This window comes from Pseudarthrobacter ribosi (assembly GCF_055412865.1).
In genome coordinates this window covers 35,054-49,991 of the sequence record NZ_JBVAYZ010000019.1, presented here as the reverse complement: position 1 = coordinate 49,991, position 14,938 = coordinate 35,054, and the positions used below count along the sequence as shown (strand labels likewise).

Annotated in this window: 20 protein-coding genes and 1 pseudogene; 12 read left to right on the top strand and 9 right to left on the bottom strand. The window is 65.4% G+C overall.

What is annotated here, in order from left to right; genetic code table 11:
- From ACZYZ5_RS16320 to ACZYZ5_RS16310, 3 genes are all read right to left on the bottom strand, one after another.
- Positions 1–735 (bottom strand): GAF and ANTAR domain-containing protein, encoded by a 735-nt coding sequence (locus tag ACZYZ5_RS16320; protein ID WP_463903086.1) that lies wholly within the window; start codon positions 733–735, stop codon positions 1–3.
- A 143-nt stretch (positions 736–878) separates the two neighbouring features.
- Complete coding sequence (locus ACZYZ5_RS16315) at positions 879–1,856, bottom strand: CapA family protein (protein ID WP_463903085.1); 978 nt, start codon at positions 1,854–1,856, stop codon at positions 879–881.
- Positions 1,857–1,874: 18 nt separating this feature from the next.
- Positions 1,875–2,126: a DUF2630 family protein gene (locus ACZYZ5_RS16310; protein ID WP_463903083.1), complete on the bottom strand. Its 252-nt coding sequence runs from the start codon at positions 2,124–2,126 to the stop codon at positions 1,875–1,877.
- A 285-nt stretch (positions 2,127–2,411) separates the two neighbouring features.
- Between ACZYZ5_RS16310 and ACZYZ5_RS16305 the strand changes: the two genes are divergently transcribed.
- Together ACZYZ5_RS16305 and ACZYZ5_RS16300 are read left to right on the top strand one after the other, a co-directional pair.
- Positions 2,412–2,978, top strand: coding sequence for a type 1 glutamine amidotransferase domain-containing protein (locus ACZYZ5_RS16305; protein WP_463903081.1), 567 nt, complete (start codon positions 2,412–2,414; stop codon positions 2,976–2,978).
- Positions 2,979–3,119: 141 nt separating this feature from the next.
- A complete protein-coding gene (locus ACZYZ5_RS16300; RefSeq protein WP_463903080.1) occupies positions 3,120–3,527 on the top strand; it encodes a VOC family protein in 408 nt (135 codons plus the stop codon).
- A gap of 81 nt (positions 3,528–3,608) precedes the next feature.
- Here the strand turns inward: ACZYZ5_RS16300 and ACZYZ5_RS16295 are convergent, their stop codons facing one another.
- Positions 3,609–3,854, bottom strand: a complete 246-nt coding sequence (locus ACZYZ5_RS16295; protein ID WP_463903079.1) for a hypothetical protein — start codon at positions 3,852–3,854, stop codon at positions 3,609–3,611.
- Positions 3,855–4,035: 181 nt separating this feature from the next.
- On the opposite strand from ACZYZ5_RS16295, the gene ACZYZ5_RS16290 reads away from it, so the two are divergent.
- From ACZYZ5_RS16290 to ACZYZ5_RS16260, 7 genes are all read left to right on the top strand, one after another.
- Complete coding sequence (locus ACZYZ5_RS16290) at positions 4,036–4,245, top strand: hypothetical protein (protein ID WP_463903078.1); 210 nt, start codon at positions 4,036–4,038, stop codon at positions 4,243–4,245.
- A gap of 77 nt (positions 4,246–4,322) precedes the next feature.
- Positions 4,323–5,132 carry an alpha/beta fold hydrolase gene (locus ACZYZ5_RS16285; RefSeq protein ID WP_463903077.1) on the top strand — a complete coding sequence of 270 codons (810 nt, stop codon included), beginning with the start codon at positions 4,323–4,325 and terminating at the stop codon, positions 5,130–5,132.
- Positions 5,129–5,812 carry an esterase/lipase family protein gene (locus ACZYZ5_RS16280; protein WP_463903076.1) on the top strand — a complete coding sequence of 228 codons (684 nt, stop codon included), beginning with the start codon at positions 5,129–5,131 and terminating at the stop codon, positions 5,810–5,812. Before ACZYZ5_RS16285 ends, ACZYZ5_RS16280 begins: the two co-directional genes overlap by 4 nt.
- Positions 5,813–5,954: 142 nt before the next feature.
- Positions 5,955–6,239 (top strand): DUF1540 domain-containing protein, encoded by a 285-nt coding sequence (locus ACZYZ5_RS16275; RefSeq protein ID WP_463903075.1) that lies wholly within the window; start codon positions 5,955–5,957, stop codon positions 6,237–6,239.
- 610 nt (positions 6,240–6,849) lie between these two features.
- Positions 6,850–7,080, top strand: coding sequence for a hypothetical protein (locus ACZYZ5_RS16270; RefSeq protein WP_463903074.1), 231 nt, complete (start codon positions 6,850–6,852; stop codon positions 7,078–7,080).
- A 221-nt stretch (positions 7,081–7,301) separates the two neighbouring features.
- Positions 7,302–7,724 (top strand): hypothetical protein, encoded by a 423-nt coding sequence (locus ACZYZ5_RS16265; protein ID WP_463903073.1) that lies wholly within the window; start codon positions 7,302–7,304, stop codon positions 7,722–7,724.
- 20 nt (positions 7,725–7,744) lie between these two features.
- On the top strand, positions 7,745–8,596 hold the full coding sequence (locus tag ACZYZ5_RS16260; protein ID WP_463903071.1) for a YhjD/YihY/BrkB family envelope integrity protein: 852 nt from the start codon (positions 7,745–7,747) through the stop codon (positions 8,594–8,596).
- 48 nt (positions 8,597–8,644) lie between these two features.
- Here ACZYZ5_RS16260 and ACZYZ5_RS16255 read toward each other — a convergent pair whose 3' ends face one another.
- Positions 8,645–8,890: a DUF1214 domain-containing protein gene (locus ACZYZ5_RS16255; RefSeq protein ID WP_463903069.1), complete on the bottom strand. Its 246-nt coding sequence runs from the start codon at positions 8,888–8,890 to the stop codon at positions 8,645–8,647.
- Between the two features lie 536 nt (positions 8,891–9,426).
- Here ACZYZ5_RS16255 and ACZYZ5_RS16250 point away from each other — a divergent pair.
- Positions 9,427–9,945, top strand: coding sequence for a DUF1269 domain-containing protein (locus ACZYZ5_RS16250; protein WP_463903068.1), 519 nt, complete (start codon positions 9,427–9,429; stop codon positions 9,943–9,945).
- A 216-nt stretch (positions 9,946–10,161) separates the two neighbouring features.
- The gene (locus ACZYZ5_RS16245) at positions 10,162–11,784 is read left to right on the top strand and encodes an MFS transporter (RefSeq protein WP_463903066.1); all 1,623 of its coding nucleotides are present in this window, start codon (positions 10,162–10,164) and stop codon (positions 11,782–11,784) included.
- A gap of 120 nt (positions 11,785–11,904) precedes the next feature.
- Here ACZYZ5_RS16245 and ACZYZ5_RS16240 read toward each other — a convergent pair.
- The 4 genes and pseudogenes from ACZYZ5_RS16240 to ACZYZ5_RS16225 form a co-directional block, all read right to left on the bottom strand.
- A pseudogene (locus ACZYZ5_RS16240) lies at positions 11,905–12,354 on the bottom strand (CoA transferase); the annotation flags it as partial.
- Between the two features lie 359 nt (positions 12,355–12,713).
- Positions 12,714–12,857 (bottom strand): SRPBCC family protein, encoded by a 144-nt coding sequence (locus ACZYZ5_RS16235; RefSeq protein WP_463903064.1) that lies wholly within the window; start codon positions 12,855–12,857, stop codon positions 12,714–12,716.
- Positions 12,858–13,061: 204 nt separating this feature from the next.
- Complete coding sequence (locus ACZYZ5_RS16230; RefSeq protein WP_463903063.1) at positions 13,062–13,517, bottom strand: LURP-one-related/scramblase family protein; 456 nt, start codon at positions 13,515–13,517, stop codon at positions 13,062–13,064.
- Positions 13,518–13,580: 63 nt separating this feature from the next.
- Positions 13,581–13,901, bottom strand: coding sequence for a carboxymuconolactone decarboxylase (locus tag ACZYZ5_RS16225; RefSeq protein ID WP_463903062.1), 321 nt, complete (start codon positions 13,899–13,901; stop codon positions 13,581–13,583).
- Positions 13,902–14,145: 244 nt separating this feature from the next.
- Here ACZYZ5_RS16225 and ACZYZ5_RS16220 point away from each other — a divergent pair, with 244 nt between their 5' ends.
- On the top strand, positions 14,146–14,916 hold the full coding sequence (locus ACZYZ5_RS16220; RefSeq protein WP_463903060.1) for a potassium channel family protein: 771 nt from the start codon (positions 14,146–14,148) through the stop codon (positions 14,914–14,916).
- Positions 14,917–14,938: the final 22 nt, after the last annotated feature.

Below are 14,938 nucleotides of genomic sequence, written 5' to 3'. Positions count from 1 at the left end.
TCAGCTGCCGGCAGGTATCTGCGCGGCAGCGATGAGCACGGAGCACACCACGGACAGCGGTGTAGCATCAGCCCGGGCGCGGCGCAGTAACTCCCTCAGGGCCTGCTCCGCCGACAGTCCGTGGCGTTCCATCAGGATCCCGCAGGCGCGGTTGGTGTTGTCCCGGCCGGCGAGGGCGCCCTTGAGCGGGCCGCTCAGGTGCCGGGGTGTGTCGGAGTCTTGGACATGGGCGAGCAAGGTCGCCGCGGGAACCGCGAATTTCTCGAGCAGATGCCCGGTGGCGGCGGTATAGGCCGCTGGCAGGGCGGCGTAGATCTTCAGCGTTCCGATGGGCCCGCCGGCGGCGGCCAGCGGCGTGCTGACGACGGAGCGGACGGGCAGCGGCGCGACGGCCTCGCTCCAGAGCGGCCACCGGTCATCCGCGGCGGTGTCGTGGACCAGGACCGTTGTCCCCTCCGTCCACGCATCGACGCACGGCCCCTGCCCCAGATCGTGTTGGGCGGCGTCCGCCTGTCCCACGAGCTCTGCTGTCGACGCGGTGCTGCTTCCGCGCCCTTGCTCGTCGAAGAGTGAGATTCCGGCCCCGGCTGATCCCGGAATGGCATCCCGGACGGCCTGGACGAGCAGCTGCAGCGCACGGTCTACCTTGTCCTCGGTCAGGAGCAGGCCTTTGATGCGCGCGAAGACGGCGGTGAGTTCATCGAGCGGGAGCGGATTGAATGGCTGGTTGAGCACTTGCGGGCCTTACGGCGTGAGGGCACTATTACCCTGTGTGTGCCCCCTGCTGAGCCGGGACGCCATGAATGGCGGTCCACTCCAAGCATAACCCGCTCCGCTGTGCGGTGGGTAAACGCCGGTGGGTAAGCCACGGATGATGGTCAACCCGCGGCGGCCAGCGGAATTTCCAGGTACCCGCCGGCGGCGTCCCAGCTGCTCGCCGTCCCTAGGTGCCGGCTGAGCCGCTGCATCCGTTCCGCGATCTGCCGGGAACTAGGGCCTGCCATCCGGGCCTGGAAGTCGGTGATCAGCGTCGGGTACAGGCGCAGACCCAGCGGTGTGCCACCATCCGTGGCGAGCAGGAAGATGAACGACTCGTCATTGCGCTCCAGCGGATCCACGGCGTAGTCGTCCACAAAGTCCCCGGCGCTGTAGATGATCGGCCGGTTCCGGAACACCTCGATGCCACGGAAGATGTGCGGCGAATGCCCGTAGACGACGTCGGCCCCCGCCTCGATGAGTGCGCGCGCGAGCTCGCGGTGCTCGGACGGTGCCCCGGAGCCCCAGTTTGGCCCCCAATGGGCGGAGACGATCAGGAGCTCGACGCGGGCCTTTGTCCGCCGGACCAGGGCCAGCAGTTCAGCCACTCTGCGGTCGCTGTCCACCACCGGCACGTAGAAGACCCCGGGGCCGACGTCGGCCTCCCAGTCCGGCTGGTTGTCGGTGAAGGCAATGAGGCCGACGGCGGTCCCCGCCACGCGGCGCACTGCAGGGCGGCGTGCGGCGTCCCGGTCCAGGCCGGCGCCGGCATGCAGCACGCCGGCCGAGTCGAGCGCCGGCAGCGTTTCGCCGAATGCGCCGGCCCCGAAGTCCAGGACGTGGTTGTTGGCCAGCGACACCATCCCAATCCCCGCGGACCGGAGGCTTGCGACGTTCTTCGGGTCCGAACGGAAATGGAAGACCTTCCCGGCCGCCGGCTCCCCGCCGGATGCCAGGACGCATTCGAGGTTGGCGATCGTGAGGTCCGCCTGGCGCAGCACGGAGTCCGTGTCTCCCCAGGGGTAGTCGGCGCCGACCCGTCTCAGCCGCTCGTTCACGAGCCGGCCCAGCATGACATCACCCAGCAGCCCAATCAACATCGGACACCCACCCGGTGCTCAGGACTCGTAGTTTTCCACCTGCTTGACGGGGCGGGGCTCCGCCTCGTCAGGATTTTCGCCGTACTGCAGCTTCGCCCGGCGCTGCCGCAGGAGGTCCCAGCACTGGTCCAGGTCCTCTTCGATGCGCTTCAGCCGGGTGTGCTCGGGGCTGTGCTCGTAGTCCGGCGAGGAGGACGGGGCCTTCTCGCGGAGCGCCTGTTCTTCTTCCACCAGCGCTGAAATGCGTTCCAGGATGTGTTGTTCGTCCATGACGGCCTTCTCTCGGGTAGCAGTTCTTCCGCCAGAGTAGCGAGGCCGTGATGCACTGGCCAGAGGACCGTTGACCGGAGGCGGCTCTCAATTCGGACGAGCGCGGGGAGGCCGCGGCGAAAAAAACGCCCTCTTTTACCGAGGACCAAAACCGCAACATAATCAGCTTGCTTATGAGTTTTCCGCTTCCTAGAGTGGATCCTGTAAGGCATCAAGCTCTCCGTGCGGAGGATCCCGGCCGGTCCACCGGCTGCGTGAGCCTCCCCGGGCACCAGAGGAGGACCCATGTCAGAGCACAACATTGCCGGTAAGAAAGTCGCCTTCCTGCTCACGGACGGTGTGGAGCAGGTGGAACTGACCAGTCCCTGGAGGGCGGTGAAGGAGGCCGGCGGCGTGCCCACCCTGGTGGCCCCCAAGGCCGGGAAGCTCCAGGGCTACGACGGCACCGAGAAGGGGCAGAAGTTCGACGTCGACCTCACCGTCGCGGAGGCGAACGCCTCCGATTTCCATGCGCTGGTGATCCCCGGCGGCGTCGTCAACGCGGACCATCTCCGGGCCGACAAGGGCGCCCAGGCCTTCACCCGGGCCTTCTTCGAGCAGCACAAACCGGTGGCCTCGATTTGCCATGGCCCCTGGCTGCTCATCGACGCCGGCGTCATCAGCGGCCGGAAGGTCACTTCCTACCACACGCTCCAGACCGACCTGAAGAACGCCGGCGCCAACTGGAATGACCAGGAGGTCGTGGTCGACCAGGGTCTCGTGACCAGCCGCAATCCGCACGACCTTCCCGCCTTCAACGACAAACTGCTGGAGGAAATCGAGGAGGGCGAGCACGCCGGCCAGACCGCCTAAGACGCGCGCCGCTGGGACAGGGCGCGCGGAGACACCTACCCTCTTGGGGGTGATCTGGGGCAGGATATGCGGTGTAACGTGCACCGCCGCGGCCGCCACACGGCACCCTGGCCAGCACCCCAGCCGCAAGGAGCCCCGGACATGACCACGCTCAACCCGTACCTGAGTTTCCGCGACAACGCGAAGGAAGCCATGACGTTCTACCAGTCGGTCTTTGGCGGAGAACTGACCATGAGCACCTTCGGCGAATACCACGCCAGCGAGGATCCTGCCGAGCAGGACAAGATCATGCACGCCATGCTGAGCACGGCCAAGGGAATGGTGCTGATGGGCGCGGACACACCCAACGGCATGGACTACAAGCCCGGCAGCAGCATTTCGGTGTCGCTCAGCGGCTCCGACGAGGCCGAACTGCGCGGCTACTTCGACAAACTCGCTGACGGCGGACAGGTGGCCGTCCCCATGGAGAAAGCACCCTGGGGAGACGTCTTCGGCATGTGCACGGACCGGTTCGGGACCGACTGGCTCGTCAACGTCGGCCCCGCGTAGGCCGGGCTCCGGCTGCGCGGAGGCCGACTTCTGCTTGGCCGCCCGGCTGACGGGCCGGGCGGCTAGGGGGCTGACTAGGTCCTAGTCCGGGCTGGAATCCGTGGTGAGTCCTCGGTCGTCGGCGGACTGCTCGTCCTGTTCCTCCGCCGGGCCGCTGGCCTTGTTGCCGTCCCTGGCCCCGGCTGCTGCCTGGGCCTCGGTGGAACCCGACCCCACCGGATTCACGTCCTGGCCCTCCTCGCGGGCCACCGGTGCTGCACCCGCCTGGCTGGCGTCCTCAACGCCGTCCTTGATGATTTCCTCTGGGTCCTTGCGTTCGCTGCCCATCGGGTCCTCCCCGCTCCGGTTACTCCGGTCCGATTGACTGGGCCCGGCAGTGGGCCCTGAATGCCCAAGATACACCGCGACCGGGGCCGCCGTATTCCACTCTTCGCTGGCCACGGCTATTCTGTAGGCGGCCGGGACGCAGAAATTCGAGTCCACTTCCCCTGCCCAGAGAGGCATTGACATGACCGAGAAGTTGCACCTCACGCCGGAGGATGAATTCCCGGAGGACCTCACCAAGGTGGAGGACAAGGATCTGCAGGTCCTCGACAGCCAGGTCCAGCGGCAGCTGGACTACGAATACGTGGCAGATGGCGAACCGAACCCAGAGACCGAATTCAGGCACTTCGACCTCGATGAGGAGTTCGGCGAGCGCGACAAGCGGAAAGACTGACTGGCGGGTTCTGTCAGTATGCTTACTAGACGCTGACGAGTGCAGCGGACCAAGCGCTGAACAGAAAAGAGCACACCATGAGCAGCCCCGACCGTATCGAGATCGAGGCTGCAGGTCATCTGGGCCACGTGTTCGCCTCCACACGGCCCGCCGGCCCACCCGGCGCCGGGGAGGCCCGTCCGGCCGTCGTGCTGATCCACGGGATCGGCGTCTCGCACCGCTATCTCAGCCGGCTCCACGGGCTGCTGGCGGAATCTGTTGACACCTACTCGATCGACCTGCCCGGCTTCGGTGCCACGCCACGCCCGGAGCGCACCCTCACGGTCGCCGACCACGCCACCTACATCCTCGGCGCCCTCGAACAGTTGGGGGTCCTGGAGTTCGTTCTGGTCGGGCACTCGATGGGCACCCAGTTCGCCATCGAGGCCGCGCTTCAGCAGCCAGGCCGGATCTCCCAGCTGGTCCTGATGGGACCGGTGGTCGATGCGAAGCGCCGCACCGTGGTGCAGCAGGCCCTGGCGTTGGGCCGGGACACCATCTTCTTCGAAAGCCCGTCCTCGAATGCCCTCGTCTTCACGGACTATTTGCGCTGCGGGCCCACCTGGTATCTGAAGACCCTGCGCGTCATGATGGGTTACCCCACGGAGCAAAAGATCACCGGGGTGTCTGCCCCGGTCCTCGTGGTGCGAGGCGCCAACGACCCCGTGGCCTCCGCCGACTGGTGCCGCCGGCTCGCCGCTCACGCGGGCCAGGGGCAACTGCTCGAAATCGCAGGCACCGGACACGTCGTGCAGCACAACAGCTCCGGGGAAGTGGCGGGCGCCATCCTGGACTTCGCAGGGCTCCGCCGGATGGCCGGAGAGGCTCCCCAGGGGCGCCCGGCATGAGCGGGGTCCTGCAGGCCGCCCGGTGGTGGGCCCAGGACTACCTATATGCCGCCGGCCGGCAGGTCCTCAGCGCCGTGTCCCGGACCAAGCCGGAGGATTTCCTCGGCGGGACCGGACGTCCCGTGGTGGTAATTCCCGGGGTTTACGAGGATTGGCGCTTTATGCTGCCGCTGGTTAAGCGGCTTCATGAGGCCGGCCATCCGGTGCACGTGCTGACCCTGCTGCGCCGGAACCTGCTCGCGGTGCCCAAAGCTGCGGACCTGATTGCCGGATACATCCGGGACCGGGACCTCTCGGACGCGGTGATCGTGGCCCACAGCAAAGGCGGACTGATCGGCAAATTCGTGATGATGCAGCTGGATCCGGATCGCCGGATCGCCGGCATGGTGGCGGTCTGCTCACCGTTCTCCGGCTCACGTTATGCCTTGTTCATGCTGCTGCCGAGCCTGCGCGCCTTCTCGCCACGGAATGCCGTCACCATGCAGCTCTCCCGTGAAGAACGCATCAACGAGCGCATCACCTCGGTCTACGGGCGCTTTGACCCGCACATCCCCGAGGGGAGCATCCTCCCCGGCGCTCGGAACATCCAGCTCGAGACTGCCGGCCACTTCCGGATCCTGGCCCACGAGGACACGATCCGCACCATCCTGGACGTAGCGGCCGCGCCTCCGCGCCAATAGTCGCCCCCGCCAGCCCGGCCTAGACGTCCGAGAACCGGGAATTAGGTCACACAATTGGGTCTTTTTCATTGCGTAATTCGGGCCTACCTTGGACACAAGGAGCAGCCCCGTCCGGGCAGCCGAACCACGGAGGATCTTTCCCATGAGCACACATGTCGCAGACTGCAGTGTCGCCAATTGTTCCTTCAACGACCACTCCCACTGCAACGCCGCCGCCATCACTGTGGGCGGAACAGAAGACCACGCATCCTGCGCTACCTTCATCGATATCGGTGTCCACGGCGGCCTGCCCAAGGTCCTGGCCGATGTCGGGGCCTGCCAGCGCACCGAATGCGTCCACAACGAGCACCTGATGTGCAATGCCTCTGAGGTTCACGTGGGCCCCGGCGCCGACAATGCAGACTGCCTCACCTACGCCCACCGGTAAAGCGGCCGCAACCTCCCGGGACGCGTTATGCCACGTCGCGGCGGCGGAGCACATCAGGACCGCCAGAACAACGAAGCCTTAGACGTGCACGATCGGCTTCCGGTTTGAGGGCTGGACCTGCACATCATGGGGCGTTGTCCCCGGAGGATTCGCCAGCGGGTTTCCGGTCCGTGACCGAAGGGCGGGACACGGGCCTATGGGCACGGCGAAACTGACGATTACGGCCGCGTTCGCTCAGCTAAAGCGCGACACGATGATCGAACGCACCAGGGGCCGGCCCCGCTGCGGCAGCGGCCAACAACCGCCACGGCGGAAGGCCCCGCAAAATAGCGGCCAACGGTGCACCAAATGCTCCAACCGTGACGGGTCATGGGAACGGGACTTGTGGAACAACTTGCGGGACAGTCAGGTTACGCCGCACTCCGCGGATTCTTGCAGAGGGGGAGCGTCCCACGCCGAGTGGCCCGGTTCCAAGGAACTGCGACGTCGCCCTGGTCTAAAATCAGTCGGATTGCAGATTCCGGAACGACGGTGAAAGACGAATGGACAAGCATCACCCTCATCATGCAATGACGCGAGGAATGTCAGCCCGTCGGCTCATACTGCCATCATGGTCGAAGTACATCCGCTCTACCCGCGCAACTGGGAGCCCTCGGACCCCCTGGTCGCGTTCAACAACTCGGACGGGCAGGTTGTCGCCGCGGAGGCGATGAGCCGCAGGAACAGCTCGTACTACGACCTCTTCGGGTACCAGGGCTCCAGGATGTGCTCCAAACTCAGAATCGGTGGCCAGCGCCTAGAAGTTAGTCCGGCGCGGTTGGCGGAGTCATCGCGTCAATGAGTTGAAGTCGGACTACCAGGTTTCGTTGGGCGGCCCGGTTTGAAGCGGGCGTATGAGGGAAATGGCCGCTTCGTTGAGGTGTCGGCGACGAACATCACGCGGTTCGCATGATGCGACGGCGTCGGGTGGTCCGGGATGCTGGGGGCCAGAGACTAGCGTCCGGCGTTGCCCGCTGCGAACGGTGCGAGTGATGTGTACCAACCGGAATTCGGAGGTGCTTGATGGTCATAGCGCTGTTGGTCATCCTCGGCGTCGACCTCATCGTCCTCGTGGTTTCCCTCGCTTTCGTGTTGGGGCGGAAGCGGTGGGTCACCCGCCAGCCGGGCGTGTCCCACGGTGGGATTCGCGTCACCAATGGCGCGGTCGACAGGTTCCGGCCGAAGTGGACGCGAGGCTACCGTCGTTGGGTGCGCGACGTCCTCGTCTGGACCAAGGCCCCAGTCCTCTTCAGGAACGAGCTCATCCCCATCAACAGCGTCGGCGAACCTCGGTCCGCTGCGCCCGGGCATGTCAAGCGCCTCGGCTCTGATCCCATCATCGCCGTCCTGAAAGCCGGCACCGCCACCGTCGAGATCGCCGCGCACAGCGACGACCCGGATCGGGTGACTGGACCATTCCGACCTGCCGAAGCTGGGCATGTGTGATGCCGATGGTTCAGCCGCCGGTGAACCGATTGATGCGGGCCACCGTGCGCTCGGCCGCCGGACGGTTGGTGCTGCGTGCTCTCCGCGACATTCGTGACCTCGAGCTGTTCGATCGAGCGATGACACTCGCCGCGCAGGCGTTCACCTCGATCCTGCCGATCCTCATCGTCGCCAGTTCCGTGCGGGGGAGCCTGAACCCCGAGGCGGACTCGCTTTTCGCTGAGAACCTCAGCCTCGATGATCACACCGCGGAACTTGTGAAGCAGTCGATTCCCCAAGAGACCGACGGGGTGACGTTCGCGCACGTCATCGGCGCGCTGCTGCTCATCCTCGCCGCGACCGCCTTCGCCCGCGCGCTCGAGCGGTGCTTCCGCAAGATCTGGAAGACACCGAAGGCCCCCATCCGCTTCGCGTGGCGCTGGGTCGTCACGATTGTTGCGATCCTCATCGGGTTCGCCCTCGTGGTCATGACCCGCTACATCGTGCGCGGCACCGGTGCCTTGTCGGTGCTCGAGTTCATCATCGAGGCGGCGATCTGGTCCGCACTGTGGTGGGTCGCGACTTGGATGGTGATCAACCGGACCGTCAGCCTGCGGGCACTGCTCCCGGGATCAGTGCTCGCCGGACTCGGATTCGCCGTGGGCACGGTGGTGGGGCGCGTGTATCTCCCGCGGGCGTTCGCCTCCTCCGCCGATCAATTCGGCGTCCTCGGGCTCGCCTTCTCGTACATCGGGTGGCTGTTCGTGATGATGTCCGTGCTCCTCGTCGCAGTGACCATCGGCCGCGTCATCCACCTCACGGTGATCGGGCAGCTGTGGAGCCGCTCAGGCGGGACCGCCGCAGCTCCAACCCCACCGAGAAGCCTGCGCTGAGACGGCTGATCGCGCCAGCTGACGCTCTAAGGTTGCTGGGTCGTCCTGTCAGACCGGCCCTACGTCTGGCAGGATCCAGGTGCCGTCGAACAACGGAGCGGTGGGGCTGTAGCAGCGGAACATCGGATCGAAGCCTCGGCCCGGCGCTGTCTCGATCCAGTTCCTCGTGGAATCTCCTATCGGTTCAGGGCCAAAGTACACATCGAGCGGACCGTCGCTGTTGTTCGCGAGCTCGTCGTCTCCGGCGTTCTGGCGGCAGAACGCACCGCGCCGGATGCGACGGTCCCGGATCATGACCGGATCTGCCCGGGACAGGTCGATCGGGATGGCAGCGAGTCCGACGCTGCTGGAGGCGGCGGAGATCAGGACAGCGTCATCCCTGCCAAGGAGGGCAATATTGATTAGGGCCCCCGTAGGCGGTAATGAACATCATCCACACCGACGCGGCCTCTTCGAAGGACAGGTTCTCGGGGTGGGCTACGACGGCGTGAGCGGGCGCCAGGACGTGCTCACCGTGCTTTCGTACAACGAAACGCATGATCGCGCAGCGATCAAGCACGGTGCGGTCTTTGTACGCATAGGAGTCGAAGTTCACCGGAGGGCATCCCCGGCGCGGCTGCCCGCCAGGGCTCTTCCCCGAAACAGTGTCATACGGCCCTGCCGGTGCGTGCCTGTTGTGGCAAGAGTTGGACCTACACGACGACCGCTGTACGTACCGCCACAGGCCGGGACAGGCCGCCCGCCGTTATGTCCAGCACCGTACGGACCGACAGCGTCGAGTAAAGAAGCGGAGTGGCCGCTACGCGGCCGGAACCGAGTGGAGGCACACCATGTCAGATCACAACTACACCTTGTTCGTGTCGTCGTACACCGACACGGGCTCGGCGGCAGAGGATTTCAAGGCAATCAAGAGCCTGGACGACGCGGCCGTGGCGGCTGCGGTCGTCCTGACACGTGACGCCTCGGGCCAGACCGAGGTCAAAGAACACGGTGGCGGGCTGGTCGCCGGCGGCACCACGGCCGGCGCCATCGGCGGGCTGGTGGTCGGACTGTTCGCTCCGCCGCTCCTGTTGTCCGGCGTGATCGGTGCCGGGATCGGCGCAGGTGCTGGCGCCATCGCGAAGCGTCACGAGGAGAAGTCCATCGGCGTGAACGCGGACGAGTGGCTGCCGCCGGGCTCCTCGGCGCTCGTTGCCGTCGTCGACGACCTCTACCTCGACCGCGTCGACAAGGCCGTGGACAAGGCCACCAAGAAGGTCAACAAGGCCGTCGACAGTGGTGACTACGACGCCGTGGTCAAGGCCGTGAACGAGGGCGACGAGAAGATCATCGAGGCCGCTTCGTCCTGATCGGCCGTGGACACGGTCTACGCACACGGCTGTTCGCAAGTCGTCGCCGTGTCGGCTATCTGGCACTGGCCCTGTTTATCCTCATCGTCCCGCATGACCGACGCGGTGTTGGGCCGATGCGCGGGCCTCGCATCCTTGTGGCACCAGTGGCAGTGGCGGGCAACATCAAGTCCTGGATGCGGTTCGTCCGACGGAGAGTGAGGGGCTGTGAGCGACGTGACTGAGCAGCGAGTGGGTGCGACCGGGGTCGTGCTGTTGACGTTGGCGATGGGGCAGTTCGTGATGGCCCTGGACACCACCGTGATGAACACGGCGATCGCGACGGTGGCCAACGACCTCGGGACCACGGTGACCGGCATTCAGACGGCGATCACGCTCTACACGCTGGTAATGGCGTCGTTGATGATTACAGGCGGCAAGATCGGCGAGATCATCGGCCGGAAACGGGCGTTCACGATCGGGTGCGTCGTCTATTCCGTCGGATCGATGACGACGGCACTGGCCCCGAACCTGACCGTGCTGATCATCGGCTGGTCATTCCTGGAGGGTCTGGGAGCCGTGCTGATCATGCCGGCGATCGTGGCGCTCGTCGCGTCGAACTTCGGCAAGCCCGAACGGCCGCGAGCCTACGGGCTGGTCGCCGCCGCCGGCGCCATCGCGGCGGCGCTCGGGCCGCTGATCGGCGGCGCGTTCACCACCTACGCCTCGTGGCGCTGGGTGTTCGCGGGCGAGGTCCTCATCGTCGTCGTCATCCTGCTGCTCGCGCGGCGCGTGAACGACACGCCCGCTGCGGAGGGTGTCCGCCTCGACCTCGCGGGCACGGGGCTGTCAGCGCTCGGTCTCACTTTGATCGTCATGGGCATCCTCCTCTCGGGGTCGTGGGGGTTCGTGCAGCCCAAGCCCGACGCGCCTGAGTGGCTCGGGCTGTCTCCGGTCATCTGGCTCATCATCGGCGGCGGCACGGTGCTGGCCCTATTCATCGCGTGGGAGAACCGGCGCATCGCACGCGGTGAGGGCGCGCTCATCGACCCCGCGATACTCCGCAACCTCCAGCTGCGCAGCGGCGTCACCTCCTTCCTCTTCATGTACCTCGTCCAAGCAGGCCTCTTCTTCGTCGTCCCACTGTTCTTGTCCGTGGCACTCGGGCTTTCGGCGATCGAGACCGGCGTGCGCCTGTTGCCCCTTTCCCTGACTCTGCTGCTCTTCGCCATAGGCATACCGAAACTGCGCCCGAACGCATCGCCACGACGTGTCGTCAACGCCGGCTTCGTCGCCCTGTTCACCGGTCTGGTGCTCCTGGTCGCACTGCTCGAGGTCGGTGCGGGTCCAGAGATCGTGACCTGGCCGCTGCTGCTCGCAGGTTCCGGACTGGGAGCGATGGCCTCCCAGCTCGGCAGCGTCACCGTGTCCGCCGTGCCCGACGAACAAAGCGGTGAGGTCGGCGGTCTGCAGAACACCGGCACCCAGCTCGGCGCCTCGATCGGAACCGCACTAGCCGGCGCTGTGCTCATCTCCGCGCTCAGTGCCTCGTTCTTCGCGATCATCCACGACAATCCGCAAATCCCGGCCACCCTCGAGTCGCAAGCGCAAACACAGCTCGCCGGCGGGGTCCCGTTCGTTTCCGACGCGAACCTGAAGGCCGCACTCACCGCCGCGAACGTTCCCCCCGCGACTATCGACGCGGTCGCGGAGGCGAACGCGGACAGCCAGGTCCAAGGGCTACGCACCGCCATCTCCATCCTTGCCCTGATCACATTGCTCTCCCTGGCCTTCACCCGCGGCATACCAACCATTCAACCCGGAACCCAAACCAAGCAAGACTCCCAACGGGCGCCATGATCCTCAACGGAACGCAAGCACACCAGAGCGCCGGTGAACGGTGCCGGGTCGATGAATCCGGTGATATAGCTCCCGGCGTAGATCGTGGCGGCGACGTGAACGAGTCCGCAGGCGACGGCCTCATGGCGTCTTCGGTAGCCACTCGGCCCGGGACGAGCCGAGTGGCACGAGAATTGGATCGGCCCAGGATTCGGGCGTCTCGGACATCTCCACCTGCGAACCGCGTCGCGTGAATTCGCCAAACGGCGTCATCCTGGTAATCAGGTTCGGCTTCTGGATCTGATGCTCCGGCCCAAGGTCGGCAATATGAGCCAACTGCGCCTTGTCGTTGAGCCCCAGACTCAATTCGAACATCGTCGCCTGCGCGAGCGTGCAGGTGACGCGGTAACTGCCGCCTTCCTTCGCCCGGCGGATCAGGGCCGCCTGATCCCCGGCAGTGGCCAGCATGCCGCACAGGAAGTCAACCACCACGTTGACGCCACCCGGAGTCCTCGGCTGTTCCATGGTCCCTTCAGCGGCGAAGAGCCCCGTGAAAGCGCCGGCACTGAAGTCAAACCCGAGCCAGTCCGCCCACGGACCTGCCGATTCGGCATTGGCCTGCCGTGTCCCATCCCATGGACTTTGGTCTACTCATTCGCCCCCGCGCTGGCAAGGGCCTCGGGCGCCGCTAGCCTGAGTTTCCGAGGATCGTGGATTTTTGGGCGCCGTTCGCTTTCCCTTGTGACAGGCCGGTTTGGTGCGTGATTCTCGCCCATCACGAACAATGGAACAGGATCCGGCGCTAACGGGCTCGGACTTGTTGGCCTGGCCGCAAGGACAGCGGCGGCGAACCTCGCCGGGCGATGCCTGGAACGCCTGTAACAGTTCTGCCGTTCTGTGAAGTCTGTCCGATCTTGGCTCTATGTTGGGGTTTATGCCGGTTGAGTTCCTCACTGACACCGGTGTTGAGTGTGACAGCCGAGGATTTCGGCGTGCTTCTTGGCGGCGTTGACGTAGTTGATGAACGCCTGCTGCGTGTCGGGCATGGCCTTCCAGAGCAGCCGCCGCAGCGGGCCTGTGAACTCTTCCTTCACGCGCGTTGCGGCATCCCGCCGTCGGAGTTAAAGCGTGAGGGCGCGCACGCAGGACGGCAACGCCGTCTGCTGCCACCTTAGGGACCAGGAGGCTGGCGGCCAGACCGCCTGAGAACGGGCTCGTCGTCAAGAAGCCGAAGAGCCGCAAAAGGTCACGGGCAGACGGGATCCAGTACCTTTCCTGGACGCCATTTTCTGGAAAGGTCAGGTCAACGAGTCGATGGCGACGGTGATCGCGAGGAGGAGCGGGACGTCCTCGCCCTGCACGATTTCGACGCCGTAGGACTCACGCACGCGGAACCACTTCTTGGAGATCGTGGCGACCGTGTGGCCGTCGCGCTCGATCTCGTACTCGTGGTCGACGATGTTCCCGTGCGCCTTCATGTCGTCGCCGTCCTTCACATCGATGGCGAAGCGGTCCCGGAACCCGATCAGCGCCTTGTGGACCGTTGCGGCGGTGTCGCCGCCGCGCTCGATGGCGACCTTGTCCCGGACCGAGAGCTTGCGCTCCTGGATGCTCGCCACCTCGTTTCCCGAGGCGTCCTCCAGAACGAACGTGTCCCGGATCCGGACCGCCTTTCCATTGACCTTGTAGGCGCGTTGGCCCTGGTCGTCCTCGATCCAGAAGTCGTCCCCGATGGACAGCAGTTTCTCGCGCATCTGAAAGCGTGCGCCTGCGGGTTCGTCAGGGTGGTGCCGTAAGAGTCCCATGTCCTGACCCGTTCAGCCTTCGGCTTCGGCTTCGGCCTCGAGCTCGAGGGCGTAGCCCAGCGCCTTGCCGAGGTTGACGGTGGCCGCCACGACCCGGGTGGTGCCGACGATGGGTGCAATGGAGACGAGGATTCCCTGGACATCCTCCAGGGTGATGCCGACGTCCACTGCGGTGCCGGCGTTGAGCAGGTAAGAGGTGGGCGGGGCGTCGACTGCCACGAGTGCCGCAATTCGGGCCAGCATCAGCTCGCGAGGTCCGAGGGTGGAGCGTTCGAGCGATACCGCGGTGATGTCGGCGAGGGTGTCACCGACCACGTCTTCTTCATCGGCCATGACTATGTCTCCATCTCGTTGCGGGGGTTGAGGGCCGAGGGCGCGATGAGACCGGATCGCCACGACTCTACCTGTAACCTAATCCGCCACAGCGGAGGACGGCATCACCCGAAGGGGGTGACCCTTTTCCTCTGTCACCTGGCTCCTCTTGAGCTCGCTCCACGCCACTGGTGCAGCCTTGGCAGCCGTTGCGGCCGCGCCGATTTGGTGGGGACATCAGGGGGCAAAGTCCTAGCATTCAGCTATGAGGCAAGAAACCTGGCAAAAGCATTCCGAGTTACCCCTCGTCGGTGCGGCTTTTCTCTTTCTGGCGGCCGACTCCGTCCTGGTCATTGTCGAACCGCCGGACCCATATGCCGCCGTTCTGGCATTCGTCATGGGATTAACGTGGCTTGCCTTCGGCGTCGACTACATCGTGAAATTGCTCCTGGCGCCCCAGCCGGGCCGATGGTTCATTCGCCACCCTATGGACCTGTTCATGGTGGTGTTCCCGGTGGCGCGGCCATTGCGGCTGCTGCGGCCATTCAAGCTGCGTCAAGTCATGGGCAGGGCCCCGGGCAATGCCATCAGGACCCGTGTCATGGCCTACGTCGTTGTCTCCGCCATCCTGCTGATCTACTCCGTCGCCCTGAGCGTCCGCCATTTCGAAAGGAGCGCCCCGACCGCGAATATCACCACGATGAGCGACTCGTTGTGGTGGGCGACGGTCACCACCACAACGATCGGCTACGGCGACTATTACCCCGTCACCGTTCCTGGCCGATGGGCTGCGGTCGCGCTGATGATCGGCGGGTTTGCCGCCTTGGGCATGGTCACCGCGACACTGTCTTCCTGGCTCGTTGAAAGCGTGGCCGCCGCCACCGATGAAGGGAAGCAATTTGCAGAAACCTCAGGGAGCGAGGAGCTCGCCCGCCTCACGGCCCAGATCGAGAGGCTCCAGGACCGGCTGGCCCCGGGACTGAGCGAAAACGAGAGTGGCCACGCCGGAGGCAAACCACACAAGGAATCAGGTTAAAGGAATAAAGCTCTCGATAAGC